This is a genomic window from Pseudokordiimonas caeni, assembly GCF_026719705.1.
GTDB classification, from domain to species: domain Bacteria; phylum Pseudomonadota; class Alphaproteobacteria; order Sphingomonadales; family Kordiimonadaceae; genus Gimibacter; species Gimibacter caeni.
This window is the reverse complement of record NZ_JAPPRR010000001.1, coordinates 92,670-119,088: the sequence shown is the minus strand read 5'-3', so window position 1 is coordinate 119,088 and position 26,419 is coordinate 92,670. Positions and strand designations below refer to the sequence as shown.

The window sequence follows — 26,419 nt, the reverse complement described above, 5'->3', positions numbered from 1 at the left end:
GGCGCAATCGATCAAGATGATCGTCTTTCCCCATTGGCAAAGGCGGGGTGCTGTCGCTATGTAAACAGCAGCAAATTCCAAGGAGGCACTATGAGCAACGCCAAGCATAGCAAGATGCTGATCATCGGGTCGGGCCCCGCCGGCTATACCGCCGCGATTTACGCGGCACGCGCAAACCTTTCGCCCCTGATGGTTACCGGCATGCAGGCCGGCGGGCAGCTCACCACGACAACCGACGTGGAAAACTTCCCCGGTTTCGCCGCTGCCATCCAGGGCCCCGAGCTGATGGAAGCCATGCGTGCCCAGGCCGAGCATGTGGGCACCGAGATCGTCTATGACCTGATCACCGAAGTCGACCTGAAAGCAACGCCGAAACGCGCCGTCGGCGACAGCGGCACCGTCTACACCGCCGATACGGTTGTGATCGCAACCGGCGCGCAGGCCAAGTGGCTCGGCCTGCCGAGCGAGCAGAAGTTCAACGGTTACGGCGTTTCCGCCTGCGCCACCTGCGACGGCTTCTTCTATCGTGGCAAGGAAGTACTGGTGATCGGCGGCGGCAATACGGCCGTTGAGGAAGCGCTTTATCTCTCCAACCTCTGCTCGAAGGTCACGCTCATTCACCGCCGTGACGAGTTCCGCGCCGAAAAGATCCTGCAGGATCGCCTGTTCAAGACCGCCAATGTCGAGGTCATCTGGAACACCGTTGTGGATGAAGTCGTCGGCACCACCGAACCCCTCGGCGTGACGGGTGCTCGCCTGAAGAATGTGAAAACGGGTGATGTGACCGACATCAATGTGCACGGCATTTTCGTTGCCATCGGCCACAAACCGTCGACCGAAATCTTCAAGGGCCAGCTGCCGATGGACGAGGAAGGCTATCTGATCAAGAAGCCAGACAGCACCCAGACGGACATCCCGGGCGTTTATGCCGCCGGCGATGTGACCGACAAGGTCTTCCGTCAGGCCGTGACCGCCGCCGGCATGGGCTGCATGGCCGCGCTTGAAGCCGAGAAATATCTGGCTGGCATCAGCCACTGAGACGCGCCTTCATGGCAACGGAAGCGGGCGGGCCAATTATGGCTCGCCCGTTTGTCTGTCAGCCCATCTTTTCCAGAATATCCGCCCGCGCCATCTGGCCTGTTTCGGTCAGCGTCACGCCGTTGCGGCCTTCACCCAGATTGACAAGCTGCACGAGCCCCGCACCGCGGCCCACCGCGATATGGGAAAGATGCTGGTAGGCGTCGGGTTCGGTCATCCCGAGCGCACGGGCGACATCGCCCACAGTCAGCTGCTTTTCCGATCCGGCGATAAAAAGGAAAGCGACAATGGCTTCCGGCATAAGGCCCGGATAATGGCTTTTGAAAAAGCCGCTCGCCTGCTTCAGCATTTCACGGTCCGACATGGCACTGTCTCCCCGCCCCGGATACACGAAACTCATTCGAATCTAACGGTTTCCGCGCCGTCTGCCAAGCAACCCCTGCGCTATCGCTTGCGCGCACGCGCACACGGTGGCATCGTCCGGCCATTCGGGAGGACAGAATGGACTGGGACAGACTGCGGATTTTCCACACAGTTGCCGAGTGCGGCAGCTTCACAAGCGCCGGCGCACGGCTGAAACTCAGCCAGTCGGCGGTCAGCCGCCAGATTCGGGCGCTGGAGGAAAGCCTCAATGTTTCCCTGTTCACCCGCCATGCCCGCGGGCTGGTGCTGACGGAGGAAGGCCTGCAGCTATACCAAACCGCCCGCGCCGTGGTGCAGCAGATCGACAATACCGAACGCGCCATCATGGAATCGCGCCAGCGCCCCACGGGGGTGCTCAGGGTGACGACGATGGTCACCTTCGGCTCGGTGTGGCTGACCCCGCACCTGACGCAGTTCATGGCCGAATATCCCGAAATCCGTATCGAACTGACGCTTGACGACCGCGACCTTGACCTCGCGGCCGGGGAAGCCGATGTGGCGATCCGCTTGCACGAACCTGAACAGGCCGAACTGATCGCCCGGCCGCTCGCCACCTTCCATGCGCATATCTATGCGAGCCCCGAATATCTGGACAAGCGCGGTACACCTGTGACGGCGAAGGACCTTGACCAGCATGACCTGATCACCATCGGCAACACTACGGCGCCGACCATTCGCGGCCTGAACTGGATTCTGGAGGTGGGTGCCGGCCCGCACCGCCGCCAGCCGCGCCTGCTGATCAACAACCTTCTCGGTGTCCTGCATGCCGTGGAAGCCGGCATGGGCATTGGCGTGTTGCCCGACTATCTGGTTCATGACCGCAAGAAGCTCGTCCGCGTGCTGCCGGATGTGGAGGGAACCAGCTTCAACAGCTATTATTGCTACCCCCCGGAGCGGAAAAATTCGGTGAAAGTCGCCCTTTTCCGTGATTTCATGATCCGCCAGATTCGCGATGCCAGCAACATTCTCTAGGCGTTTGCGCAATTTTATGACAGCGCTGGACACTTAAACAAAAATTTAATATCTCTGCACGCGAGCCATGCATTTTTTGCATATCTGGATCGCAAAATTAACTATTTCCCGGTTCGCTGCACCTGCGTATAACCCGTCTCAAGTGCTGCGGCGCAACACACAAGTGCACCGCAACAAAAGATCTGACGGCGTCAGTGATGCCACCGTCATGAAGGCTGGTCCCGGGAACCCTCCCCTCCCCCCCACTTCCCTCCCGGGACCAGCATTCAATCCCAAGATCGGGATACTCTGATTTACCTCCCAATTCTCCCTTTACGGGCCCGGATTTCCGGGCCCGATTTTTTTGGTCGGTCGTCAGATGCTGGTAGGAAGGTGGCGGATCAGCCGCCGAGTTCTTCGCCGCGCTTGCGGGCGGCTGCCACGGCGCGGGTCAGAAGGCCGGTGAGGCCGGCCTCCGGCATCAACACACCAAGGGCGGCCGCCGTGGTGCCGCCGGGGCTTGTAACACGCTCGCGGAGCGTGGCGGCCGGCACATCGGCCTGTTCCTTCATCAAGGCTGCCGCACCGATCACGGTTTGCCGGGCAAGTGTCATGGCAGTTTCTGCGTCAAATCCTTCGCGCTCGGCAGCCGCTGCCAATGCCTCCACGAAATGGAAAACATAGGCCGGACCGCTGCCAGAAACCGCCGTCACACTGTTCATCAGCCCTTCATCGGCGACCCAGACTGTTTTCCCCGCCGCCGTCATCAGGGCTTCGGCGAGCGCCTTGTCTTCGTCTGTCACGCCTGCTGACGCGCAAAGGCCGCTCACCCCCTCGCCGATGGCGGCAGGGGTGTTGGGCATGGTGCGCACGATGGCGCAGTCGTCACGGAGGGCTTCGGCGAAGGTCGAGATCTTCACGCCAGCAGCGATCGAAAGGACCAGCGTTTCGTCGCCCACAAAGCGGGCAAGGCCCGGCAGCACATGCTCCATCGCTTGCGGCTTCACGGCTACCATCAGCGCGCGGGGCGTGATTTCCGGCACTTCGCTTGCCGCAGCATAAGTATGGGCAACCAACTCACCCGCAGGCGCAGGCGCGAAGACCGGGTCGATCACATGGAGGGCTGCGGCATCCAGCCCGGCGCGCAGCCAGCCGTCCACCATCGCGCGGCCCATGTTGCCGTAACCGACAAGGAGAAGGGGCGAAGCGGGCGTGAAGGTGCTGAGCATGAGGCGCTGTTCCAGTGCTTGTTCCAAAAAATAAAATCGGGCGGAGCATAGCCCCGCCCGATCAGTACAGCAACCCGACTCCCTTGATCACACTCGGTACAACTCTGCACCACTCTGTACGCGCGGGTTGCGAACCCTTCTCCAATACTCCCCCGGAGAAGTGGCTACTCGGTACTCAAGCCGTGCCGGCACACTCCAGCATGGCTGATTCAATCGCCTGGTCGGGCGTCTGCCCGCCCCACATCACAAACTGGAACACAGGATAGAAACGGTCGCATTCGCCGACGGCCGTTTCGATGATGGTGGCGATATGCTCCTCGCCGATCGCGCCGATGAGAGGATCATTGGCGAGGCTGGCGTGCCGGTAAAGAAGCGCTTCCTCCTCGGCCCAGAATTCGAAATGGCCGATCCACAGGCGTTCGTTGATGCGCCCGATTGTCTGGTAAACGTCGCGTTGCCGCACAGGCGGCACCTTCAGGTCGAAAATGCAGGCGAACTGCAGCGTCTTGAAATCGTCGCGCCAGTAAATGCGCATCTGCAGGTCGGTATATTGTGCGGAGATGAAAAGGGTCAGTTCGTCATCGCCCTGGCGCTCGTAAGCCCAGTCATTGGCGGCAGCCAGTTCTTCGACAATATCGACAGGATTGTGGAGAATGACTTCGGAGTGCTCGGTATTCAGTGTCGTCATCTCGATTCCCCCTTGAGAGATGCGACCCACCGGTCTGGACGTGCCCCGGCAGGCCCGATTGGTGCCGGTCAACGTGTCAATTTTTATGGCTCAGAAGCACGATATCTGGCTTTCTTGTCCACCAACAACACTAGATGTAGCGTGCCATTACAGACTCACCCGATCAAGGGCGAATTTGCCGCCAGCCCGGAAAAGCTGTGGAAAACTCCGATTCGACGAATCGGATGAAAAGTGATTCGGAAAGCAGTTCAAGCCGTTAGGAAACGGCGTTCAGAAACGACTTGCGGGAGAATTTTTTTCGCGCTGCAGCGGATCAGGCGGGCTTTTTAGCCGTCGTCGTGCGTTTTTTCTTCAGAAGTTCGATTTCGGCGCGAAGGTCTTCATTCTCAGCACGGGCCTTTTCAGCCATCTCACGCACCGCGTCGAACTCCTCGCGGGTGACAAGATCAAGGCCTGCAAGCTGCCGGTCGAGCCAGGCTCGGAAGGCTTCTTCCATCTCGCCGCGCACGCTGTGCATGGCGCCAGCCGCCCCGGTCGCGAGACGGGCGAAATCGTCGAAGAATTTGCTGGTCGTTTGCATCGGCGGCTCCTCTCAAAAGGCTCCTGCCTCATATGGCGCATCGGCGCGCGCATTTCAACAGGCAGCAAGGCCTGCGCTCCAATTGCTTGACTTGGCAAGCCGCTCGCCCATGATGGCGCCCGAAGCAACCTGCAGGAGCTTTCATGCTGGACCTTATCGGCATCGGCCTTATCGCCTTCCCCGAAATCGACCCCATCCTTGTTGAAATCGGCCCTCTGGCCATTCGCTGGTATTCGCTTGCCTATATCGCCGGGCTCATATTCGGCTGGTGGTATCTCCGGCGACTGATGGCGAAGCCCGGTGCGCCGATGTCACCGACCCATGTGGATGATTTCCTCACTTGGGCAACGATCGGCGTGATCGTCGGCGGGCGTCTTGGCTATGTGCTTTTCTATAACCTGCCGAAATTCATGGCCGACCCTATTGCCATTTTCCGGCTGTGGGATGGCGGCATGTCCTTCCACGGCGGGCTGATCGGTGTCTGCCTGGCTGTCGTCTTCTTTTCGAAACGGCACCGTATCGAAATGATGAAGATGGCGGACCTGATGGCCATCGTCGCACCCCTTGGCCTGTTCACCGGGCGGCTCGCAAACTTCATCAATGGCGAGCTCTGGGGCCGCACGACCGATGTTTCATGGGCGATGATCTTCCCCGATGACCCGACCGGCCTGCCGCGCCATCCGAGCCAACTCTATGAAGCCGCCCTTGAGGGGCTTGTGCTGTTCATCATCCTGCAGATCCTGTTTCACAAGACACGCCTGCCGAAAGACAAGCCCGGCGTCATCGCCGGCTGCTTCTTCATCGGCTATTCGTTCGCCCGCATGACGGTTGAATTCTTCCGCGAGCCCGACGCCCATATCGGGCTTGTGGACGGCATCTCGCGCGGCCAGATGCTCTCCGCCCCCATGCTGATCTTCGCGGGCTGGCTGATCTGGATGGGCGTGACCTACAAGAAGCGCAAGGGTGAGCAGGGATAATGACTGCCCTGAAGGCCGAGCTTGTCTCCCGCATCCGCGCGCTCGGCCCCATGACGCTTGCCGACTATATGGCGGCGTGCCTGATGCACCCGGTACACGGCTATTACCAGAAGGAACAGGTGTTCGGCGCGGAAGGCGACTTCATCACAGCGCCCGAAGTGAGCCAGATGTTCGGCGAGATGGTCGGCCTGTGGCTCGCCGACCGCTGGATTGCGCTGGGTCGCCCCGCACGGGTGAGCCTTGTGGAGCTTGGCCCCGGCCGCGGCACCCTGATGGCCGATATCCTGCGTACCGCCGCGCGTGTACCGGGTTTTCAGGCGGCAGCGACCGTTCACTTCGTTGAAGCAAGCCGTCAGCTCCGCGCCTTGCAGGCCAAAAAGGTGCCGGACGCCACGTGGCATGACGATATCCTGACCCTGCCGGCCGGTGCGCCGCTCCTGATCGTCGCCAACGAGTTTTTCGATGCGCTGCCGATCCATCAGTTCGAACGCACGGGCAGCGTCTGGCGCGAACGAATGGTGGGAGAGGCCGACGGCAGGCTCGGCTTCGTGCCTGGCCCTGCGAGCCCGATGGCCGGCATGATCCATTCCTCGGTCACCGCAAGAGCGGAGGCCGGGGCCATTGCCGAGGTGTGCCCGATGGGGGTAAGCGTCATGGGTACGCTTGCCGCCATGATCGCCGAACAGGGCGGCGCCTTCCTCGCCCTTGACTATGGCTACGCGACCAGCGCTACGGGCGACACCTTCCAGGCGCTGAAGGCGCACGCCTACACTGACCCCTTCGCAGAACCGGGTGCGGCGGACCTGACGGCCCATGTCGATTTCGCTGCCCTTGCTCGCGCAGCCGTGGAAAAAGGCGCATCCGCCAGCCGCATTGCCGACCAGGGCACCTTCCTGATGACGCTTGGCATCGGGGCGCGTGCCGAGGCGCTTGCGGCCAGTGGCGACCCGGCCCGAATCCTTGCCGACCTGAAGCGCCTGACCGCGCCCGATGAAATGGGTACCTTGTTCAAGGCGCTTGCCGCGCAGTCCCCTGCCCTCACCCCGCCGCCGGGTTTTTGACGCCGCCTTGACGCTGCCATGATTTGAAAAGCAGGATATGGCCATGACCACACAGCCTGACCGCGCCTCCCTCTCCTTGCCCCACGGTTTTTTCAGCCGCCGGGGCGGCGTGTCCGCAGGTGTCTTTGCCGGGCTCAATTGCGGGCTGGGATCGGGCGATGACCGGGCGCTGGTGGCCGAAAACCGGCGACGGGTCGCGGCGACGCTGTCGGGCAGCGCCGACACCCCGGTTGTCAGCACCTATCAGGTGCACGGCACCCATTGCATCAATGTCACCGCACCCTGGGGCGACGAACGGCCGGACGGCGACGCGATGGTGACGAACGTGCCGGGGCTGATCCTTGGCATCCTCACCGCCGATTGCGGCCCCGTGCTGTTCGAGGACGCCGAAGCGGGCGTCATCGGCGCGGCCCATGCCGGGTGGAAAGGCGCCGTGGGGGGCGTGATAGAGGCGACACTTGATGCTATGGAAACGCTGGGCGCCCGACGGGCCGCCGTCAAAGCAGCCCTTGGCCCCTGCATCCATGCCGCAAGCTACGAGGTCACCCTGCCCTTCCGCGAAGCCTGCCGGAAGGCTGATGCGGGGGCAGAAGCCTTTTTCCTGCCCGGCAAGGACGCCGATCATCTGCAGTTCGACCTGCCGGGCTATATCCTCGCGCGGCTCGATCGCCTTGGTGTGGCGGCAACCCACGTAAATATCGATACTTACACCAGCCCCGACCACTTTTCCTTCCGGCGCACCACCCACCGGGCTGAGTCGGACTATGGGCGGCAGATTTCGGCCATCATGTTACCGCGTCCCTGAAAATGGGACATGCGGGACACCTGCTTCCGTCATTTTCCCGCAATATTGTTGTGCAGGGGCCGTGCGGCTTTACAGCGCCGGGCGGCACTGATAAAGGGGGGCGAAATCCGATCCCGCCACACCCATGACACGGAGGCCAGCCGATGGGTATGAAGATCCTGACCGGAAACGCCAACCCCGAACTTGCGGAGGCGATTGCGGCCTATCTCAACATGCCATTGACGAAGGCGGCGATCCGTCGCTTCTCCGATCAGGAAGTGTTTGTAGAGATCCATGAAAACGTTCGGGGCGAGGATGTTTTCGTCATCCAGCCAACAAGCTTCCCGACCAACGACCATATCATGGAGCTTCTGGTGTCGATCGACGCCCTGAAGCGCGCCAGCGCCCGCCGCATCACCGCGGTGCTGCCCTATTTCGGCTATGCCCGGCAGGACCGGAAACCCGGCCCGCGCACCCCGATCTCGGCCAAGCTTGTTGCCAACCTCATCACCACGGCGGGCGCCGACCGCGTGCTGACGATGGACCTGCATGCCGGTCAGATCCAGGGCTTCTTCGATATCCCGACGGATAACCTTTACGCGATGCCAGTGCTGGTGCGCGACCTGAAGGAAAAATACAAGGGCAAGCAGACGATGATTGTGTCGCCGGATGTCGGCGGTGTGGTCCGTGCCCGCGCCTATGCAAAACGCCTCGATGCCCCGATCGCCATCATCGACAAACGCCGCGAACGTGCCGGCGTGTCGGAAGTGATGCATATCGTGGGTGAGGTTGAAGGCTATCACTGCGTTCTCGTCGACGACATCGTCGACAGCGCCGGCACCCTTTGCAACGCGGCCAAGGCGCTTGCTGACGCTGGTGCCGTCTCGGTTTCCGCCTATGTCGCCCACGGCGTGCTCTCGGGCCCCGCGCTCGACCGCATTGAAGCAAGCACGATGGACGAACTGGTAATCACCGATTCGATCCGCCCGACCGACGGCGTGAAGGAGCACAACAAAATCCGCGTCGTGACCGTTGCCCCGCTCCTTGCGGAAGCAATGAATCGTATCGCGCACGAAACGAGCGTGTCGAGCCTGTTCGACTGAGCGACAGCCCGCGCTGAGATTTGAAAAGCCCCGGCAGATGACTGCCGGGGCTTTTTCTTATGTCTCAGTCGTCCATCACTCCGAGAAATCGTGCGGTGATGCCGATTGTGTCGACAGTGCCGTGCGCGATGATAAGCGGCCATATATTGCGCCGCCCGAACCACAGGTAAACGAGCCCGAAGGCCACGCCTACAGCGCCGGTCATCAGTGCCCCATGCATGCCCTGATACACAAGGTGCCGGTATCCGAAGAAGGAGCCCGCGAAGAGGACAGCAACACAGAGCGCGACACCGCTGCCACCAAGCGCTGTTCCCAGCCGGTTGATGAAGAAGGCCCGGTAAATCAGTTCCTCAAAAAAGGCCGCATGGGTCCAGATCACGCCCATAAGGATCAGATACGCAACAAGATTGCCTTCCACATGATCGAACCGGCCACTGGTGCCGACATCTTCGAAGAAATGGTCGGCCACACCCTTCATGGCGCCAAGCGCGACGATATAGATACCAAAGACCAGAACCGCGAGCCCGAGCGTCTTCGGCCAGCTTTCGGGGCGGCGGAAGCCGAGGTCAGCCCAACGGAGGCCGCGCCGGCGGAGAAGCAGCGTGCCCACGATCATGGCAGATGTAGTTGAGCCTGCCCCGGCATAAAGCTGCGTGTGGGGAGTAAGCATCCATTTCACGGTGACAAGCACCGCGAGGATGACGATGAGATCGAAAAGGGCGCCGATATCGAATTGGCCGGTTGCCCGCGGCAGCGCCGAAACGCTGGGGCTGTTGTTATCCATACCTGTTTCCTCTCTGCGTCCGTGCCTTTGCGGCTTGTTGGACGGGCTGTCGCTCGTCAAGGGAGGCAGGAAGAAACCGTCATGTCAAGGCGTTAGGGTATTTTCGCGGCCCTCTTCAGCCGCACCAGGCCACACATAGAGGGGCCCAAGGCCACGGCTGGTAAAGAAGTGCGGCAGGCGGCCATCATCATGCAGCTTCTGGAAAAGGGCGGTCAGCGCTTCGGCGCTGATCGGGCCGCCTCTCCTGACCACCACCGGCAGGCGGAAAATCTGATCGACATCCGGACTGACCAGGATGGCGTTCAGGAGTGCAGGCCGCTGCAGCATTTCGCCGATCAGAAAACTGCGCGCCACAATCCCGACCTCGGCTGAGCCCGCTTCCACCAGCCGCATCACGGCTGACTGGCTGCTCACCAGTTGCATGTTGAATTTGGAATTCAGCGTCGCTGAATCCGCCTCGAACCCGGCGAACCGGTAGTGAAAGCCGTGGACCGCCGCAATCCGCCGGTTGGCGATAAAATCGAAAAAGCCGGGGGTGGTGGCCTGCTCGCGGCGGGCAACGAAGATTTCGGCATCGTTCATCAGCACCGGCGTCGCGTCGACCGCCGCACCGCTTTCGGCCCAGCCCCAACGCGGCATCTCGAAAAAGATCGCATCCACCTTGCCGGTTTCCATCATCCGGTAGCGGCGCTGGGCTGGAATCTGGAGAAATTCGAAATGATAGTCCGTCTGCGCTTCGTTCAGGAACGCAACAAGATCAGGCGTTAGCCCGCCGGATGCAGTGACATAGGGCTCGAATTCATATCCTGCCACAACAACAGCTACAGGGGCGGGTGCCACGGCCTGCTCGTCGCGTGCGGCAGCAGCATGCGCCGCAGTCATGGACAGAAGGATCAGGAAAATGAAGCGCAGGGCCTGCAAAGGCATCTGTCTCCGGTACAGCCTTACTTTCCCTGAATGTGGGCCTGCCGCCCGCACAAATCAAGGAAGGTTCGCGATTATTGCGTGGCAGGCTGATCGATGCAGGCGTCGAACGCCGCCTTCAGGCGCGGCATGATGCCGGGGTGTGCCGCGATGAACTCGGGCGAGACTTCGAACCGCATCGGCAGCTGTGAATGAAGGATCAGCCCCACCCGGCCCGCCGCGCGCCGCTCGATCCCCAGGCTCAGGACCGGCCGGATATCGGCCGCGAGAAACGCGTCAAAACGCCCGGCCATCAGATTGATCACCATCGTATCGGGATTGTCCGATCCGTTGACCACAAGGTTGGAGCGCTGGCGGATATAGCGGTCGGGATAGGAGCCGGCAAACGCACTGATTCGCGCCTTCGCCCAGAAATCAGGATCTCCCGGCATAAGCGTGCTGTCTTTCCGAAGATACCAGTAGATCGCCATGTCGCCCAAATGCCCGACAAGCCGCCCTTCAACGCGCGGCTCACCGGTATCGTAGGTCGGGAACCACATGTCGAGCAGCCCCTGTGCCTGCAGCCGTTCCGACCGCGACATGGACGTTGCCTCAATCACGTAGGGAATGCCGAGGTTTTTGGAGGCGCAGGCGAGCTGGTCGACACCCGGGCCCTTGATGGTGCCGTCGCGCTGCACCAGGCCGTAAACGCCTTCGCCATGGGTAAAAACCCGGAGAATCCCGGGGTCATCGGCAACAACAGGGCCGGCAAACGCCAGCACGATTAAAAGACGCCTCAACACGCCAGACACGTCAGTCCCCCAACCAAACGTCCCCGCATACGACCGGGGCTACCTATCGGCAGTCGGGCAACGAAGCATGACGATGCCTCCCCGTCAACCGGATTCGCGGCCTTTATCCTTGATTTCGGCCCGGAATCGGGATACACCGCGCCCCGACTCGTCCCCTCATTCCGGAGGGCCGGGGAACCCGCCCTTGCATCCCTGGAGGAAGCGGCGGTCGTATACGGGATAGGCCCGTATGCGCACAACGAATTCGGAGCTAGTGCCATGGCACAAATCGTTTCGCTGAAAGCGGAAGCTCGCGACCGGGTTGGCAAGGGAGCCTCCCGTGCAGCACGCCGCGCAAATATGGTCCCCGCCGTTATTTACGGTGACAAGAAAGAACCCGAGTCGATTCAGGTTCCCCTGAACGAGATCGTTCGCTTGATCAACCGTGGCGGCTTCATGTCGCACACCTACGAAGTTGACGTGAACGGCAAGAAGACGAAGGTTCTGCCGCGCGACCTGCAGCTGCACCCTGTTTCGGACGTCCCGATGCACATCGACTTCCTGCGTCTCGCCAAAGGCGCGACCGTCGTTGTTCACGTGCCCGTGCATGTGATCGGCGAAGAGAAGTCGCCGGGCCTGAAGCGTGGTGGCACCATCAACCACAACCGTCACGACGTTGACCTCCATGTTCCGGCTGACAACATCCCGGAATTCATCGAAGTGTCGGTTGAAGGCCTCGACATCGGCGAAGCTGCAAAAATCTCGTCCGTGAAGCTGCCCAAGGGCTGCACTCCGGTCATCACCGACCGCGACTTCACCATCGTTTCGATCGTGGCACCGAGCGGCATGCGTTCGGCTGAAGCTGCGGCCGAGAGCGAAGAAGAAGCCAGCGAGTAATCGCGGATCGCGGGGGCAACCCCGGCTGGAGGGTTTTGACTCATGCTGCTGTTCGTCGGTCTCGGCAATCCCGGCAGCGAGTATCAGAACCACCGGCACAATATCGGTTTCATGGCGGTGGACAGGATTGTCCGCCGCCATGTTTTTTCGCCCGAGCGCGCCCGCTTCAATGCGCTTGTCTCGGAAGGCATGATCGGGGGCGAAAAGGTCCTGACGATCAAGCCACAAACCTTCATGAACCGTTCGGGCCAGTCGGTCGGCGAGGCGATGCGCTTCTACAAGCTGACGCCTGCGGATGTGGTGGTCTTCTATGACGAGCTTGATCTGGCCTTCGCCAAGATCAAGGTGAAGACGGGCGGCGGTGCAGCGGGCCATAACGGTATCCGGTCAATCGACCAGCACATCGGGGCAGAATTCGTGCGTGTGCGCCTTGGCATTGGCCATCCCGGCGACAAGTCCCGGGTCACAGGCCACGTGCTTGGCAATTTCGCGAAGGCGGAAGAAGACGAGCTCGACAAGCTGCTGGACGCCGTGGCGGCCGAATGCGGCTGGCTGGCACGGCGCGACCCGGTCCGTTTCATGACCGATGTGGCGCGCCACCTGCAGCCGCCAAAACAGGATAAAAAAGCCGAAGCAGCGCCCGAGACGGCGAAGCCCAAGGCTGACTATAAACAGGAACAACCCGACGGGCCCCTTGCGGCGGCACTCCGGGCCCTCAAGAACGGAGATACCTGATGGGTTTCAAATGTGGCATCGTCGGCCTGCCGAACGTCGGCAAATCGACCCTTTTCAACGCCCTGACCTCGACGGCTGCTGCGGCCGCCGCCAACTATCCCTTCTGCACCATCGAGCCGAACGTCGGCCAGGTGCCGGTGCCGGACGAGCGCCTCTACAAGCTCGCTGCCATCGCAGGTTCAAAGGAAATCATTCCGACCCAGCTGTCGTTCGTGGATATTGCCGGCCTCGTGCGCGGTGCCTCGAAGGGCGAAGGCCTTGGCAACCAGTTCCTCGCCAACATTCGCGAAGTGGATGCCATCGTCCATGTTCTGCGCTGCTTCGAAGATGACGACATCACCCACGTTGACGGCCGCGTTGATCCTGTGGCCGACGCCGAGACGATCGAGACCGAGCTGATGCTCGCCGACCTCGAAAGCCTTGAAGGGCGCATCAATGGCCTCACCCGCAAGGTGAAAGGCGGCGACAAGGAAGCCATCGTCACCATGGCGGTGATCGAAAAGGCTATCAAGGTGCTGGAAGCCGGCGAACCCGCCCGCAAGGTAGAACCCGCGAACGAGGATGAAGTCCGCGCGCTCGAAATGCTGCAACTGCTGACCACCAAGCCGATCCTTTATGTGTGCAATGTGGAAGAAGACGCGGCCTCGACCGGCAACGAATTCTCCGAGAAGGTAAAGGCAATGGCGGATGCTCAGGGTGCTGCGTGCGTGGTGATCTCTGCAGCGGTCGAATCCGAAATCGCCCAGCTTGAGGATGACGCCGAGAAAGCCGAATTCCTTGAAACGCTCGGCCTTGGCCAGACCGGCCTTGCCCGCGTGATCCGCGCCGGCCACGACCTGCTGCATCTCATCACCTACTTCACCGTAGGCCCGAAGGAAGCCCGCGCCTGGACCATCGAAAAGGGCACCAAGGCCCCGCAGGCGGCCGGCGTGATCCACACCGATTTTGAAAAAGGCTTCATCCGCGCCGAAACCATCGCCTATGACGATTATGTCGCCCTGAACGGCGAACAGGGCGCCAAGGACGCTGGAAAGATGCGCCTTGAAGGCAAGGAATATGTGGTGAAAGACGGCGACGTCCTCCACTTCCGCTTCGCCAACTGAGGCAAGCCACAGGCATTTGATAAAGAAAGGGCCGGGAAGTTTCCCGGCCCTTTCGTTTTTGCTGTGCCGCGCTGTCAGCTTGCCTTCAGCGCTGCCAGCATCCTGTCTTCCCAGCCGATCACCGATTTGCCCATGATAAGCTCCTCCATGATCGCCAGATGCTCCGTCCAGCCATCGCTGTGGCTCTCGACCTGCTCGGCACGAACAGGCTCGGCCACCGCGCCCCAGCCGGAATGGGTGAGGGTGAGGTCGGTGCCGCCATTGACGGGCGCCAGATCGATCGCCACCAGCGTATCAACGCCGGCGATCTCGGTGAAGGTCCAGTTGAAGACAAACCGGCGGGGCGGCGTCATCTCGGTAACCCGGCAGGCAACTTCACCGTCTCCGCACTGGATTTTTGTCGCATCATAAACGAAGCGGAAACGTTCCCCGGCCTTGAGCGGGCCATCGACCCGCATCAGCCAGCGGCCGAGCTTCACGGGGTCGGCGAGGTATGACCAGACGGTTTCGATGGGGGCATCAATCCAGAGTTTGCGTGTAATATCCTGCATGGTGTTTTCCTTTGCTGTCGTACTCGTTGAGCTTCTATTGGTCTTCGGTAACGGCCGCATTCAGCTGTACAAGGCACTCCGCCCAGCCGCCGTCATAATCACCACGTTGTGCCGCCCGCACGGCTTCGGGCACGTCGTCCCACCCCGCATGGGTGAGGGTCAATTCGGTTGCACCACCATCCGCCACCAGATCGAAGGAGACGATGGTGTTGGTGTTCAGAAGGCCGCTGTAGGTCCAGTTCATCACCAGACGACGCGGTGGGTCCATCTCGCGGACACTGCAAGGATGCACAATCGGATCGCCGCCCCTGGCGACCGGCTCGTCATAACAGAGCCTGAAATCCTTGCCCGGCGCGATTTCACCCTCCAGCCGCATCAGCCAGCGTTGGAGCTTTTCGGCGTCCACCAGATAGCGCCAGACAATTTCGACCGGCGCTTCAATCCTGATCTTGCGGACGATGTCCTGCATGTCGTGCTTCCTCTTCTGCGAGTGTTTTCAGTGTATCCAGACGGCTGTCCCAATAGCGGTTCAGGGTTTCGGTCCAGGTGATCACGTCGCTGAGGCCGGCAGGCTTCAGGCGGTTGACGCGCTGGCGCCCCACGCTGTGGGTTTCCACGAGCCCCGCGCGCTGCAGGACGGCGATATGTTTGGCAACGGCTGGTCGTGACAGGGCCGGAAAGGCGGCTGCCAGTTCTCCCGCCGTCCGGTCGCTCAGTGCCAGCAGTTCGACAATCCCCCGCCGCGTCGGATCGGCGACGGCGGCGAAGACATCGGGGCTGACTTGATCGGCGGCTTGTGACATGGCTTTCCTTATTCGTAACCTTTTAGTAACGCTTTTATATGTCACCTTTTAGTTACGCGTCAAGATATAAAAAAGCCCCGGCAAGCTCATGCCTGCCAGGGCCGGATTTCCGAAGGTGGATGCCTTCTTATTTCTGCTTCACAACCTTGCCGCCCTTCATGACGAAGTCGACGTCCAGAAGTTCCTTGATGTCACCAAGCGGGCTTGCCGAGGTGGCGATGATGTCAGCGGCCTTGCCAGGCTCGAGCGTGCCGAGGCTGTCGGATTTACCGATCAGGTCGGCAGCCGCCACGGTTGCCGATTCCAGAACCTGCATCGGGGTCATCCCGGCTTCCACCATCAGCACGGCTTCGCGCGCGTTCTCGCCGTGGTGGGATACGCCGCTATCGGTGCCGTAGGCAATCTTCACGCCGGCCTTCACCGCCTTGGCGATATTGGCCTTCATGGCCTCGCCCACCGCGAGTGCTTTCTCTTCCTGTGCCGGAGAGAGGACATCGGTGTTGTTGGCAAGGTCCACCACAGTCTGGCCGGCCAGAAGGGTGGGTACCAGATAGGCGCCGGTTTTCTTGAAGAGCTTGAAGGATTCGTCATCCGCATACGAGCCATGTTCGATGCTATCGACTCCGGCACGGAGGGCGGCATTGATGCCTGCAGCCGCGTGGGCATGGCTTGCTACCTTACGGCCCATGGCGTGGGCAGCTTCGACCACCGCCTTGATCTCGTCATCGGTCATCTGCTGGCCGGTGCCGGTGGCGATATCCGAAAGCACGCCGCCCGTGGACGCGATCTTGATAAGGTCGGCGCCGTATTTGATGGCGTGGCGGGTGGCGCGGGTGCAATCGTCGGCACCGTCGCATACTTCTTCCTTGTTGGTGTAAAGATCCAGCAGCTCGTGATTCATGCCATCTACGTCAATATGGCCGCCGGTGATGGCCACATGGCCCGCCGCGATGATACGCGGACCCATCACCCAGCCTTTTTCCACGGCATCGCGGAAGGCGTACATCTGGTCAGTGTCCGAGCCGCATTCACGCACCGTCGTGAAGCCGGCATCCAGCGTGCGCTGCGCATACATGATCGACTGCATGCCGAGGTCTTCTTTCGAGAGCAGCACCTGATTGCGGTACTTGTCGCCGCCCAGTTCGCCCTGCAAGTGGACATGCATGTCCATCATGCCCGGCATCACGAAACGATCTTTAAGGTCCAGATACTTGGCATCGGCACCGAAGCTGGCGGCATCCCGGTAGCCGTCAACCACAGCCTTCACCTTGCCGTCCTCGATCACCAGCGTCTGCGCCTTGAGGGGCGCCTTACCGGGCACGGCCAGAAGCTCGCCGGCATGGATCACGGTAGTTTCTGCCATGGCGGCGGTGGACGCTCCCGCCATCAGGGCGACGGCAGCCAGTTTCATCAATTTTTTCACGGTATTTCCTCCCACTTGAAACCTTTGCGCGGCAGTCTGCCACAGCAGGTTGGCGAGCCAAGGGGATAAGCGGCCGGCCTAGTCACAAAGACGTGAAGATTCGCGACTAAAGTTTAGGCTCTAGCGGGACGTGGCGGATTCAGTTGCGGAATCAGAGAGTTCGCTTTCCACCATGATCATCCTGACCGTGCCCCAGCCGGATCGCATGCGGGCACGGATCGGCAGCCACAGGCCGGCCGCCTCGTCCCGCTGCAGCCACAGACGAAGGCCTTTGAGGTCGGCGTCGCGCGTGCCGTCGCGTTCGTCGTCATGGCCCTTGTCCCTGGCTGCCAGTTCCTTGGCCTCGCGCTTCTCGCGCTTGCGACGTTCCTTCTCAGTCTCGATGGGTTTGCCCGCCACGATCTCGCTTGTCAGCCCGCAGGCGACAGCCTCGCCAGCGATCGGGCTGTGACGGCTTTCCGGCACCTCGTCCATGCCATCCAGACAGCGTACCCGGAAATCGATCACGCTGCGCCCTTCGAAGCTGCGCCACACCCGGTCGCTTTCCACCCCGCCCGGCAGTGCTGCGCCGCTGACGGCGGATACAAGAAGCGACAGGGGATCTGGCCCTGCCTGCTGGTCCTCGGGCACAGGTTCGCGCTTGTCGTCCTTCAGCCATTCCTCGGGCCAGTCCTGCTCGATCCCGGCCACCCGACCCGTATCGTCATAGCGGATCATGCGGCGGTAATCGTCGCCGCCCCAACGACCCTCGGAGACATACTGATCAGGTACCAATCTCCCATCAGGCAGGATATCCCCGGTCGCCGACGCCCGGCTCTCCCCTTTCGAGAAAAGCGAGAGAAGCCCCCGCGTGCGGAAGGTCGTTTCGATCCGGTAGCTGTCATCATCCGTTGTCAGCCGAACATCGCTTTCGCCGATCAGGAGCCCACCCCAACGGAACTCGTAGGAAGCCTGATGCGTCTCGGCGCTTGCCGGCAGCGCAATCAGCACGGCAGCCGCAGCCACGCGAACGCAGACAGATTTGAAACTCGCCGTCATTTTTCTTTCCTCACTTGACGAAAGGCAGCCTCGCCGCCACGCTCTCGCTTCTCAAGGGAGAAGGATAGAATGTTCAAAATCTTTCTGGAAGACCTCGTTGTCGGAAGTGTCGAGACCTTCGGGTCCTACGAGGTCACCCGCGATGAAGTGATCGAGTTTGCCTCCAAATACGACCCCCAGCCCTTCCATCTGGATGAGGAACTGGCGAAAAAGTCAGTGTTCGGCACCCTGTGCGCCAGCGGCTGGCATACATGCGCCATGACCATGTCGATGATGGTGAAGAATATGATGGGCCGGGGTACAGCCAGCATGGGCAGCCCGGGCGTCGAGCAATTGCGGTGGCGCCAGCCGGTGAAGGTCGGCGAAGTATTGAGTGTGAGGACAACGGTGCTTGAAGCCCGGCCCTCTGAAACACGGCCCAACCTCGGGCTGTCGAAATCAAATATTGAAACACTCAACCAGAAAGGAGAGGTGGTGATGGACTTCACGGCAACCATGATGATCCTGCGCCGCCCGACACAATCATGATCCGTTTGACACTTGCTATCAGCCTGTCGCTTTTCTCGGGTGCTGCCGTTGCCAGCAACGAGGACGCCCTCATTCAGGCCTGCGTTGAAGAACACCGCGACCTCGGCAAATGCCGCTGCGCCCACGCGGAAATGAAAAAGGGCCTGTCCGCCAAGGATTATGAAACCTTCATGCTGATGTCCCTGAAGGCGAACGAGCTGAAGGACAATCCGAATGCCATGGCCCAGTTCATGATGAGCGGTGTCATCGACATGGCGGATATGGGGCGCCTTGCACAGGTCATGTCTGAAGTCGGCATGAAAGCCGCCCGGACCTGCAATATGGAAGTCGTTATGCCGGACTCGCCCTTCGGCGGGTAACAAGGCGCGCCTTCACGCGCGGCACCATCAGCGCCAGATAGATCGCGCCGTAAACCAGCGGCTCGATCTGTATACCCTTTCGCATCATGAAAAAATGGATCACGGCAAGCGGGGCGATTGCATAGATGGCCATGTGCAGCTTTCGCCAGCGCCGGCTGCCCATGCGTCGTATCCAGCCTTTCGTGCTGGTAACGCCAAGCGGGATGAGAAGTAGAAGTGCGGCCATGCCGACGGTGATATAAGTGCGCTTCAGGATATCGGCCCAGATGTCGCCCCACGCAAAATAGAGATCCAGCCAGACATAACTCGTCACGTGCGCGACAGCGTAGAAAAGCGCATAAAGCCCGATCATTCGCCGAAACAGGATCGGCTTCGGGCTTTTGATCAGCTTCGAAAAGGGCGTCACCGCCAGCGTCAGCAAAAGGAATCGCAGGGCCCAGTCACCGGTGAAGCGGTTGGATGCTTCTTGCGGGTTGACGCCAAGCCCGTTCGGCAGCCCCTGAAAGGCAAAATACCAACTGTAGGCAAGCCACAGGAAGGGCAGCAGCATGGCCACGAAGGCCAGCGGCTTCAGCCCGAACCGCAACACATTCATCGGCACTTTCGGCATCAATAATTCTTCTGCAGATCCATGCCGCGATAAAGGTCCGCGACCCATTCGCCATAGCCATTGAACATCAGCGTCTCACGGCGGCCAAACTCGCCGATACGGCGCTCGCGTGCCTGGCTCCAGCGGGGGTGATCGACCTCCGGGTTCACATTCGAATAGAAGCCATATTCGCTCGGTGCCGATTTCATCCAGGCGGTGCGGGGCATGTCATCCGTGAAGCTGATCCGCACGATCGACTTGATCGACTTGAAACCGTATTTCCACGGCACCACAAGGCGCACCGGCGCACCGTTCTGGTTGGGCAGTTCCTTGCCATAAAGGCCGACTGCAAGGAAGGCGAGCGGGTTGAGCGCTTCGTCCATCCGCAAGCCTTCCACATAGGGCCAGTCGATCACCGGCCAGCGGATGCCGGGCATCTGGCTTTTGTCGGCAAGCGTTTCAAAACGCACGAATTTGGCACCGGACTGCGGGGCAAGCTTTCGGATCAGGGGGGCGAGCGGCACACCCAGCCACGGGATCACCATCGACCAGGCTTCCACACAGCGCAGCCGGTAAATGCGCTCTTCAAGGGCATTATAGTCGACGATATCCTCAAGCGCATAATTACCCGGCTTGTCGGTCATGCCATCGACCTTCACGGTCCATGGCTTAACCTTCAGCCGCCAGGCTTCCGCCGCCGGGTCGTCCTTGTTGGTGCCGAACTCGTAATAATTATTGTAGCTGGTCACAGCGCTCTCGGGCGTCAGCTCCTCGCCCGGATCAAAGTCCGATTTCATCGCCTTCAGGGGCGCAAGGGTGCGAGTCTCGCGTGCCGACGCCGCGATCCCGCCAAGCGCCGTGAGGCCGAAAAGCGCACCGGCGCCCGTCATGATCTGCCGCCGGTTCAGGTAAACCGACTGCGGCGTAACTTCACTTTCCTTTTCCTGCCAAGGGCTTGACCGGCGAAACATGACTTCATTCCTTTGCAATGTGACTTGCCCCACCCTAGTCTTCACGGGCCTCAAGACCAAATAACGAATCCTTTTACTTTTTGTGAGGGATTGGGAGGCTATAAGGGCCAACAAGTCTGTTTACGTTTAGAGTGGTATCCGAGTTGACGGCAATGACACCGATCGATCTGAGTATTTTATGCAAGGATGAAGCAGCCAAGGCGCTTGTCGACCTTTGGCTTCAACTGAGCGAGGAGAGCGTGGCCGCAACCGGCCGCCGCATCCCGGCGAAATCCGCCTTCACGCCGATGAAAATCGCGCGTTACCTGCCTTACATCTTCATGCTGGAATGGACCGATACAGGCGCACTGCAGATTCGTCTGGCTGGCACCGCCTTCAGCGCCCATTTCGGGCGCAACCTGACGGGTCTCAAGATCGACGACCTGCCGACAAGCCTCCTCACCAAAGGTGAGATGGACTATTTCCGTGTACTGCACACTTTCCGGTGTGCGGGCAGCCATGAAGTACTGATCACCGACAAGAAAAGCGCGAAGCCAGTCCTCTATCGCTCGATCCACCTGCCGCTTGCCGACGCCAACGGCCAGCCGCGCTTCATCATCGGGGCCTCGCGCGCCCTGCCGCCGCATATGATGAGCAAGACCGGGGTGGAAATGCGCCTCCTGCGTGATGAAGGCGCATCCTATCATTTCGCCGACCTCGGCTTCGGCTCGCCGATGGGCGGCCGGCTTTTCGCCGACGTCGCCTGAGCGGGCTCTGTCCCTGCCCTAGAGCTGGAAGTCGTAAACGCTGCCGAGATCGAGGATCCGGGTCAGTTCGTCAAGGGCTACGAAACATTCCTCTGCAAGCTTTGGATCGCCCAGATCTTCCGGCATCAGCCGGTCGCGGTAATGCTTGTTCACCCATGTGCGGAGATCAGCCAGCAGCGCGTCATCGATGAGGACACGTCCGCCCATGGCGGCACGGTCCTCGTCCGACAGCACGACACGCAGGCGCAGGCAGGCAGGGCCGCCACCGTTCCGCATGCTTTGGCGCACATCCATATAGTCGGCATGCTTGATCGGCCCGCCCGAGGCGATCAGCTTTTCAACATAAGCCTTGGTTGATGGCGTTTCCGCAACTTCTGTCGGCAGAATCAACGTCATGCCATCACGGCCGGGCACACTGACGAGCTGGCTGTTGAAGAGATAGGATTTGACAGCATCTTCAAGCGGCACATCGGACGAGGCAACCTCGATGAAATGCATTGGCGTATCGCCCATCGCCTTCTGGATGGCGCCTGTCAGCGACGCGCTATCCTCGAATGCCTGATCGTGGAAGAAAAACACATCGCGGTTCGACACGGCGACCACATCATTGTGGAAGGCTCCAGCGTTGATCGCGACTGGATTCTGCTTCACCATCAGCACCTTGCCGGGCTTCAGCTTGTGGTGCGTGGCAACCACATGACAGGCCTCGAGCGTGTGCCGGCCGGGGAATTGCAGTTCCTTGGCGGTTTCGAACGCGCTGCGGCCATAAACGAACAGCTCCACCCCTTCAGCGCCGTGATCGGCACAGAAGCGGTTGTGGTTCGCCGCCCCTTCGTCCCCCAGATGCGTACCACCGATAAGCGGTTCGTGGTGCGTGAAACGGTCACCCTGCGGGAACAGGCGTTTCAGCACGCGGGCCGTGGTCGGCGCCTCAATCGAACGGTGGAACATGGCAGCGAGGTTTGCGGGCGTGAAATGGGTGCGGCCGTCTGTTGTGTCTGGGGACGGCGAAACGGTCGCCGCGTTTGCCGTCCACATCGCGGCGGCCGATGCCACGTTCGCCATCAGGACCGGGTTTGCGCGGTAGGCATTCGCAATGATTTCCGCGTCCGAGCCCGTGAAACCGAAAGCGCGCAGGGTTTTCAGATGTGGGCGTTCGTGCGGCGGCAGCAGGCCCTGCACAAGGCCAAGGCTTTTCATATGCGCCATCTTGTCGAGGCCCTGAAGCGCACCTTCCCGCGGATTCGCGACGCCGCCCTTGTTTTTGGCCGACGCCACGTTGCCGTACGAAAGACCCGCATAATTGTGGGTGAGGCCCACAAGGCCATCAAAATTCGCTTCTGTAAACGCCATCATTCGGCCCTTTCAAACACAAGCCCCTTGGGGTTCGCGGCCACTGCCACGCGCCCTTCGGCCTGTTCCATCGTCGCTACCGGATAGGCGGCATAATCTGCTGCATAATAGGCGCTCGGGCGGTGGTTGCCGGAAAGCCCGATCCCGCCGAAGGGCGCCGTGGAGGCAGCACCGGTCAGCTGCTGGTTCCAGTTCACGATCCCGGCGCGAGCGCGGGGATAGAAGCTTTCGAACAGCGCGTGGCTATCCGAGATCAGGCCCGAGGCGAGCCCGAAGCGGGTATTGTTGGCTTCCGCCACCGCCGCTTCGAAATCCGGCACGCGGATGAGCTGCAGGAGCGGCCCGAAAATCTCGGCGTCTGGCCGGTCCTTCACGGCAGTGACATCCAGAAGGCCGGGCGACAGGAACGCCTCGCCGCGTGGCAATTCAGCGCATTCCACAAGGGCTTTCGCGCCTTTCGCGATCAGGTCGCCCTGCGCCTTCAGCACCATGTCGGCCGCCGCCGCACTGACAACCGGCCCCATGAAGACTTCTTCGGCATCTGCCCAGCCGCCGATGCGGATGCCTTTCATGGCGGCGATCAGCCGCGCGATGAAACGGTCGCCCGCCTCGCCCACCGGCACGATCAGCCGACGCGCACAGGTGCAGCGCTGACCGGACGAAACAAAGGCCGAAAGGATGGTCAGCACGGCAGCCGCATCAAGATCATCGACTTCATGCACGATCAGCGGGTTGTTACCGCCCATTTCAAGCGCCTGGATGACTTCCGGCCGGTCGACAAGCGCGCGGGCAATCGACTGCCCGCCGCGCACGCTGCCGGTGAACAGAAGTCCGTCGATGCCGGGGTCGCTGACGAGCGCCTCACCGACGGCGCGCGCACCCTGGATGAGGTTGAAGACGCCATCCGGCAAGCCGGCCTTCATCCAGGCCTTGACCATGAATTCGGCCACCGCGGGCGTCAGTTCGCTCGGCTTGAAGACAATCGTATTGCCGGCGATGAGGGCCGGCACGATATGGCCGTTCGGCAGGTGGCCGGGGAAATTGTAGGGCCCGAACACTGCCATCACCCCGTGCGGTCGGTGGGTGAGGCGCGACCGGATCAGGCCGTTGACCGCTTCCTTCGTGCCGGTGCGCTCCTCATGGGCGCGCACCGAGATGGCAACCTTGTTGATCATCGCCGTGGCTTCGCCTTCGGCGTCCCACAGTACCTTTCCGGCCTCGCGGGCGATCAGTTCGGCGAGTGCCGCCTTTTCCTCTGTCAGGATGGCGGCATAACGTTCAGCGGTGGCGATCCGGTCAGCAAGCGGCGTCATGGCCCATTTGTCGCGGGCGGCACGGGCCGCAGCGACGGCGGCAGCAACTTCGGCTTCGGTCGCGGCAAAGCCCGTCCAAACCGTTTCCTCATTCGACGGATCGATCGAAGTGAAAAGCGTGCCGCTGCCTTCAAGCCAGGTGCCGTTGATAAGATGTGCCATGTCAGCTCCGTTCCCTGTTCGCTGTGCGCTCACCGCGATTGAGGGGCGCGAATATGAATTCGTCCCCCTTGGCAAGATCAAGGGCCTTCGCCGCCGCGTCAGGCATCCAGAGCCCGCTTGCCGTATCGACCACATTGGTGAGCGTGGCGCGGAAGCCTTCAAGGCTGGCGTTGGCGGCAAGATAGGCGCCCTCGCCCGGCTGGCCGTCAACGCTGCCGGCGAGCGTACCGCGCTCGGATGCACGCACCGTCCAGATACCGCGCTTATGCACCTCAACCTCTGGGCCGGCATCGAAAATGTCGACAGCACCCGAGAAGTGAAAACCTTCCTGTTCCAGAAGCTTGAGCGCCGGGCGTGCGCCATCGTGCGGGCGACCGATCACCGACTTGGCGGCCTCCGGCAGCAGCACGGTATAGATCGGGAACTTGGGCATCAGGTCGGCGATAAACTGGCTGTTGCCCTGCCCGTTGATCCGGTCTGCTTCTGTGAAGCTCATGCCGAAAAACTGGCGGCCGATCGCTTCCCAGAAGGGGCTGTTCTCGTGTTCGTCCACCCATCCGCGGATTTCGGCGAACACACGGTCGGCGAAACGGTCAAGATGTGCCGCGATCAGCAGGTAGCGCGCCTTTGCGAGCAGCTTGCCAAGACCGGGCCGGCGATGATCGGGATCAAGGAACAGGGTCGCGACTTCAGTGCAGCCGACAAAATCGTTAGAGAGCTGCAGAAGCTCCGTATCGATCCGCATCTCCGGGTCATTCGACGCCTGCGTGATATGGAGGAGACGGTAGCAGTAGAAAGGCTTGTCGAGCCCGATTCCAGCCACCACAGCGCTGGTGCCGATGATGGCGCCGGTCTCGGTGTCTTCCATCACGAGGAAATATTTCAACCGCTCGCCAAGCCCTGTCGGGTGCCCGAACGCCTTGATCGAATCGGTAATCTTGCCTTCCAGCGTCGGGGCATGGGGCGGCAGCGTCGTAAGCCCCGTCCCGGCTTTGCCTGCGAGGGCCATCAGGCCGTCGATATCCCCTTGCGCTGCCGGTCTGACAACGATCATTCCCTTCTCCCCTTCATATTGGGCACCGGTCGCTAACTGCCGGTGCCTCGTTCGATATAGCCATCAAGCCGCCCGTCGGCGATGGCCATCAGAATGAGTGCCGACAGCCGGATGCGTTCGGGCAGGCTATCGGTCAGCATGTATTCGTCGGCGCTGTGGATATTGCCGCCACGCACGCCAAGTGTGTCGACGTTCGGCAGGCCCGCAGCGGCCAGATTGTTCCCCTCGCAGCAGCCGCCTGTCGGCACATACCTGACCTCGAAGCCTAGGTCGGCACCGCAGTCCTTGATCAGTTCCATGAGGGCGAGGTTGGCGGGTGTGAGTATCTTGGGCGGGCGGTTAATACCGCCGTGCAGGTGTACGTGATAGCCTTCACGCGCGTTCCACACTGCCAGTATCTCGTCGAACCGGTCTTCGAGCCATTCGGCGTCCTCGGGGCGGGCAAGACGCACATTGATGCGGCACTGGGCATGATCCGGCACCACATTCGTGGCTGTGCCGCCCGTGATGACTGCCGGGTTGACCGTGATGCCAGGGCGGCCGCCGGTGAGTCCGGCGAATTCGCCAATGAGGCTGGCAAGCGCCACCACTGCGTTGCGGCCCTTGTCAAAATCGCGGCCGGCGTGGGCGGCCCGCCCCTCCACCACCAGCGTATAATTGCCGTTGCCCTTGCGCTCCCCGGCGAGCGTGCCATCGGCGAGGGCAGGCTCGTAGGTAAGGCCGATGTGGGCAGCACGGGCGCGTTCCGCCAATAGGCCCGCGCTTGCGAGCGACCCTGTTTCCTCGTCAGGGGACAGCAGTACTTCCCAGCCAAGTTGGCTCGCATAGGGCGACTGTTCAAAGGCCTCAAGCGCCGACAGCATCACAAGGATGCCGCCTTTCATATCCGCCACGCCCGGGCCGTTGAGGTGCGTCTCGCTCAGGAATTCGGCTTTCTGGAAAGCGCTCGTTTCGGGGAAAACCGTATCCGTATGGCCAGTCAGCAACACACGGCGATTAGCCGTCGGCCGTTTGACAAGCCGGATCGCCCGGCCGTTCCGCACCGTCGCCACCCGACCATCGCTTTCCACCATTTCGGTGTCCGGCAGGTCCACATAGGAAACCTCGGCGCCAAGCGATGCCGCATGCGCCACAATGGCTTTTTCCATCCGCAGAAGGCCGTCCAGATTGCGGCTGCCGCTATTGATTGCTGACCAGTCCGTGAGCACGCCGACAAGCGCGGCCGTACGGTTGTCCACTTCGTCCAGGATGCGGCGTGCTGCTGCCGCCTGGGTCAGGGTCCCGAGCATGAAATTCCTCTCCCGCATCGGGCCTTTGAGACAGCGCCGATGCCTCCCTCCTCGCTAGACTAACCCGGCGTGCCGGTCAAGCCGTGCCCGCCAAACGGCCTGTAACGTCGGTTCATCGCGCCTTTCGCACATTTCATCGCATCCCCCGCAGAAACCCTCGCGTTTCCGATACACTTTCGTTGCCTGACACGGG

The 26,419-nt window shown here is 61.2% G+C and carries 30 protein-coding genes; 12 read left to right on the top strand and 18 right to left on the bottom strand.

Annotated features, from left to right (window positions below; genetic code table 11):
- Positions 1-90 precede the first annotated feature (90 nt).
- On the top strand, positions 91-1,038 hold the full coding sequence (gene trxB, locus OU694_RS00560) for a thioredoxin-disulfide reductase (RefSeq protein ID WP_308909058.1): 948 nt from the start codon (positions 91-93) through the stop codon (positions 1,036-1,038).
- A 58-nt stretch (positions 1,039-1,096) separates the two neighbouring features.
- On the opposite strand, the gene OU694_RS00555 is transcribed toward trxB, so the two are convergent.
- Positions 1,097-1,402 (bottom strand): hypothetical protein, encoded by a 306-nt coding sequence (locus OU694_RS00555; protein ID WP_308909057.1) that lies wholly within the window; start codon positions 1,400-1,402, stop codon positions 1,097-1,099.
- Positions 1,403-1,539: 137 nt separating this feature from the next.
- Between OU694_RS00555 and OU694_RS00550 the strand changes: the two genes are divergently transcribed.
- Positions 1,540-2,433, top strand: a complete 894-nt coding sequence (locus OU694_RS00550) for a LysR family transcriptional regulator (RefSeq protein WP_308909056.1) — start codon at positions 1,540-1,542, stop codon at positions 2,431-2,433.
- A 380-nt stretch (positions 2,434-2,813) separates the two neighbouring features.
- On the opposite strand, the gene proC is transcribed toward OU694_RS00550, so the two are convergent.
- The 3 genes from proC to OU694_RS00535 all read right to left on the bottom strand — a co-directional run bounded on the left by proC (position 2,814) and on the right by OU694_RS00535 (position 4,909).
- The gene (gene proC, locus OU694_RS00545) at positions 2,814-3,641 is read right to left on the bottom strand and encodes a pyrroline-5-carboxylate reductase (protein WP_308909055.1); all 828 of its coding nucleotides are present in this window, start codon (positions 3,639-3,641) and stop codon (positions 2,814-2,816) included.
- Positions 3,642-3,816: 175 nt separating this feature from the next.
- Entirely contained in the window at positions 3,817-4,329 is a 513-nt protein-coding gene (locus tag OU694_RS00540; protein WP_289504954.1) for a type III secretion system chaperone family protein, read from the bottom strand.
- 313 nt (positions 4,330-4,642) lie between these two features.
- On the bottom strand, positions 4,643-4,909 hold the full coding sequence (locus tag OU694_RS00535; RefSeq protein WP_308909054.1) for an accessory factor UbiK family protein: 267 nt from the start codon (positions 4,907-4,909) through the stop codon (positions 4,643-4,645).
- Between the two features lie 143 nt (positions 4,910-5,052).
- Between OU694_RS00535 and lgt the strand changes: the two genes are divergently transcribed.
- From lgt to OU694_RS00515, 4 genes are all read left to right on the top strand, one after another.
- Positions 5,053-5,886, top strand: coding sequence for a prolipoprotein diacylglyceryl transferase (gene lgt, locus OU694_RS00530; RefSeq protein WP_308909053.1), 834 nt, complete (start codon positions 5,053-5,055; stop codon positions 5,884-5,886).
- Positions 5,886-6,947, top strand: a complete 1,062-nt coding sequence (locus OU694_RS00525; RefSeq protein ID WP_308909052.1) for a class I SAM-dependent methyltransferase — start codon at positions 5,886-5,888, stop codon at positions 6,945-6,947. Before lgt ends, OU694_RS00525 begins: the two co-directional genes overlap by 1 nt.
- A 43-nt stretch (positions 6,948-6,990) precedes the next feature.
- Positions 6,991-7,752, top strand: a complete 762-nt coding sequence (gene pgeF, locus OU694_RS00520; protein ID WP_308909051.1) for a peptidoglycan editing factor PgeF — start codon at positions 6,991-6,993, stop codon at positions 7,750-7,752.
- Between the two features lie 149 nt (positions 7,753-7,901).
- Complete coding sequence (locus OU694_RS00515) at positions 7,902-8,834, top strand: ribose-phosphate pyrophosphokinase (protein WP_373460230.1); 933 nt, start codon at positions 7,902-7,904, stop codon at positions 8,832-8,834.
- 64 nt (positions 8,835-8,898) lie between these two features.
- Here OU694_RS00515 and OU694_RS00510 read toward each other — a convergent pair whose 3' ends face one another.
- The 3 genes from OU694_RS00510 to OU694_RS00500 form a co-directional block, all read right to left on the bottom strand.
- A complete protein-coding gene (locus OU694_RS00510; RefSeq protein ID WP_308909049.1) occupies positions 8,899-9,618 on the bottom strand; it encodes a CPBP family intramembrane glutamic endopeptidase in 720 nt (239 codons plus the stop codon).
- Positions 9,619-9,702: 84 nt separating this feature from the next.
- A complete protein-coding gene (locus OU694_RS00505) occupies positions 9,703-10,545 on the bottom strand; it encodes a substrate-binding periplasmic protein (RefSeq protein WP_308909048.1) in 843 nt (280 codons plus the stop codon).
- A gap of 71 nt (positions 10,546-10,616) precedes the next feature.
- On the bottom strand, positions 10,617-11,303 hold the full coding sequence (locus tag OU694_RS00500) for a transporter substrate-binding domain-containing protein (RefSeq protein WP_308909047.1): 687 nt from the start codon (positions 11,301-11,303) through the stop codon (positions 10,617-10,619).
- Between the two features lie 288 nt (positions 11,304-11,591).
- On the opposite strand from OU694_RS00500, the gene OU694_RS00495 reads away from it, so the two are divergent.
- The 3 genes from OU694_RS00495 to ychF are packed head-to-tail and all read left to right on the top strand — an operon-like array spanning position 11,592 to position 14,047.
- Complete coding sequence (locus OU694_RS00495; RefSeq protein ID WP_308909046.1) at positions 11,592-12,209, top strand: 50S ribosomal protein L25/general stress protein Ctc; 618 nt, start codon at positions 11,592-11,594, stop codon at positions 12,207-12,209.
- A 42-nt stretch (positions 12,210-12,251) separates the two neighbouring features.
- Positions 12,252-12,944 (top strand): aminoacyl-tRNA hydrolase, encoded by a 693-nt coding sequence (gene pth, locus OU694_RS00490; RefSeq protein ID WP_308909045.1) that lies wholly within the window; start codon positions 12,252-12,254, stop codon positions 12,942-12,944.
- The gene (gene ychF / locus OU694_RS00485) at positions 12,944-14,047 is read left to right on the top strand and encodes a redox-regulated ATPase YchF (protein ID WP_308909044.1); all 1,104 of its coding nucleotides are present in this window, start codon (positions 12,944-12,946) and stop codon (positions 14,045-14,047) included. Before pth ends, ychF begins: the two co-directional genes overlap by 1 nt.
- Before the next feature lie 74 nt (positions 14,048-14,121).
- Here the strand turns inward: ychF and OU694_RS00480 are convergent, their stop codons facing one another.
- The 5 genes from OU694_RS00480 to OU694_RS00460 form a co-directional block, all read right to left on the bottom strand.
- Positions 14,122-14,598, bottom strand: coding sequence for an SRPBCC family protein (locus tag OU694_RS00480; RefSeq protein ID WP_308909043.1), 477 nt, complete (start codon positions 14,596-14,598; stop codon positions 14,122-14,124).
- A 34-nt stretch (positions 14,599-14,632) separates the two neighbouring features.
- Positions 14,633-15,067 (bottom strand): SRPBCC family protein, encoded by a 435-nt coding sequence (locus OU694_RS00475; protein WP_308909042.1) that lies wholly within the window; start codon positions 15,065-15,067, stop codon positions 14,633-14,635.
- Positions 15,036-15,401, bottom strand: coding sequence for an ArsR/SmtB family transcription factor (locus OU694_RS00470; protein ID WP_308909041.1), 366 nt, complete (start codon positions 15,399-15,401; stop codon positions 15,036-15,038). Before OU694_RS00470 ends, OU694_RS00475 begins: the two co-directional genes overlap by 32 nt.
- Before the next feature lie 127 nt (positions 15,402-15,528).
- Entirely contained in the window at positions 15,529-16,812 is a 1,284-nt protein-coding gene (locus tag OU694_RS00465) for a metal-dependent hydrolase family protein (protein WP_373460229.1), read from the bottom strand.
- A 132-nt stretch (positions 16,813-16,944) separates the two neighbouring features.
- Entirely contained in the window at positions 16,945-17,862 is a 918-nt protein-coding gene (locus OU694_RS00460; RefSeq protein WP_308909039.1) for a DUF3108 domain-containing protein, read from the bottom strand.
- Positions 17,863-17,931: 69 nt separating this feature from the next.
- Between OU694_RS00460 and OU694_RS00455 the strand changes: the two genes are divergently transcribed.
- Positions 17,932-18,390, top strand: coding sequence for a MaoC family dehydratase (locus OU694_RS00455; RefSeq protein WP_308909038.1), 459 nt, complete (start codon positions 17,932-17,934; stop codon positions 18,388-18,390).
- Positions 18,387-18,749 carry a hypothetical protein gene (locus OU694_RS00450; protein WP_308909037.1) on the top strand — a complete coding sequence of 121 codons (363 nt, stop codon included), beginning with the start codon at positions 18,387-18,389 and terminating at the stop codon, positions 18,747-18,749. The genes OU694_RS00455 and OU694_RS00450 overlap by 4 nt, the downstream gene beginning before the upstream one ends.
- On the opposite strand, the gene msrQ is transcribed toward OU694_RS00450, so the two are convergent.
- Positions 18,721-19,359 (bottom strand): protein-methionine-sulfoxide reductase heme-binding subunit MsrQ, encoded by a 639-nt coding sequence (gene msrQ / locus OU694_RS00445; RefSeq protein WP_308909036.1) that lies wholly within the window; start codon positions 19,357-19,359, stop codon positions 18,721-18,723. The two genes, OU694_RS00450 and msrQ, sit on opposite strands and share 29 nt — an antisense overlap.
- Entirely contained in the window at positions 19,359-20,309 is a 951-nt protein-coding gene (gene msrP / locus OU694_RS00440) for a protein-methionine-sulfoxide reductase catalytic subunit MsrP (protein WP_308909035.1), read from the bottom strand. The genes msrQ and msrP overlap by 1 nt, the downstream gene beginning before the upstream one ends.
- A 152-nt stretch (positions 20,310-20,461) precedes the next feature.
- Here msrP and OU694_RS00435 point away from each other — a divergent pair, with 152 nt between their 5' ends.
- Entirely contained in the window at positions 20,462-21,055 is a 594-nt protein-coding gene (locus OU694_RS00435; RefSeq protein ID WP_308909034.1) for a PAS domain-containing protein, read from the top strand.
- 18 nt (positions 21,056-21,073) lie between these two features.
- On the opposite strand, the gene astB is transcribed toward OU694_RS00435, so the two are convergent.
- From astB to OU694_RS00415, 4 genes are read right to left on the bottom strand one after another with little or no spacing between them, the layout of a single operon-like run.
- On the bottom strand, positions 21,074-22,408 hold the full coding sequence (astB, locus tag OU694_RS00430) for an N-succinylarginine dihydrolase (protein ID WP_373460228.1): 1,335 nt from the start codon (positions 22,406-22,408) through the stop codon (positions 21,074-21,076).
- Positions 22,408-23,883 carry a succinylglutamate-semialdehyde dehydrogenase gene (gene astD, locus OU694_RS00425; protein WP_308909032.1) on the bottom strand — a complete coding sequence of 492 codons (1,476 nt, stop codon included), beginning with the start codon at positions 23,881-23,883 and terminating at the stop codon, positions 22,408-22,410. Before astD ends, astB begins: the two co-directional genes overlap by 1 nt.
- A gap of 1 nt (position 23,884) precedes the next feature.
- Positions 23,885-24,937 (bottom strand): arginine N-succinyltransferase, encoded by a 1,053-nt coding sequence (astA, locus tag OU694_RS00420; RefSeq protein WP_308909031.1) that lies wholly within the window; start codon positions 24,935-24,937, stop codon positions 23,885-23,887.
- A 32-nt stretch (positions 24,938-24,969) separates the two neighbouring features.
- Entirely contained in the window at positions 24,970-26,226 is a 1,257-nt protein-coding gene (locus OU694_RS00415; protein ID WP_308909030.1) for a hydrolase, read from the bottom strand.
- Between the last annotated feature and the right edge of the window lie 193 nt (positions 26,227-26,419).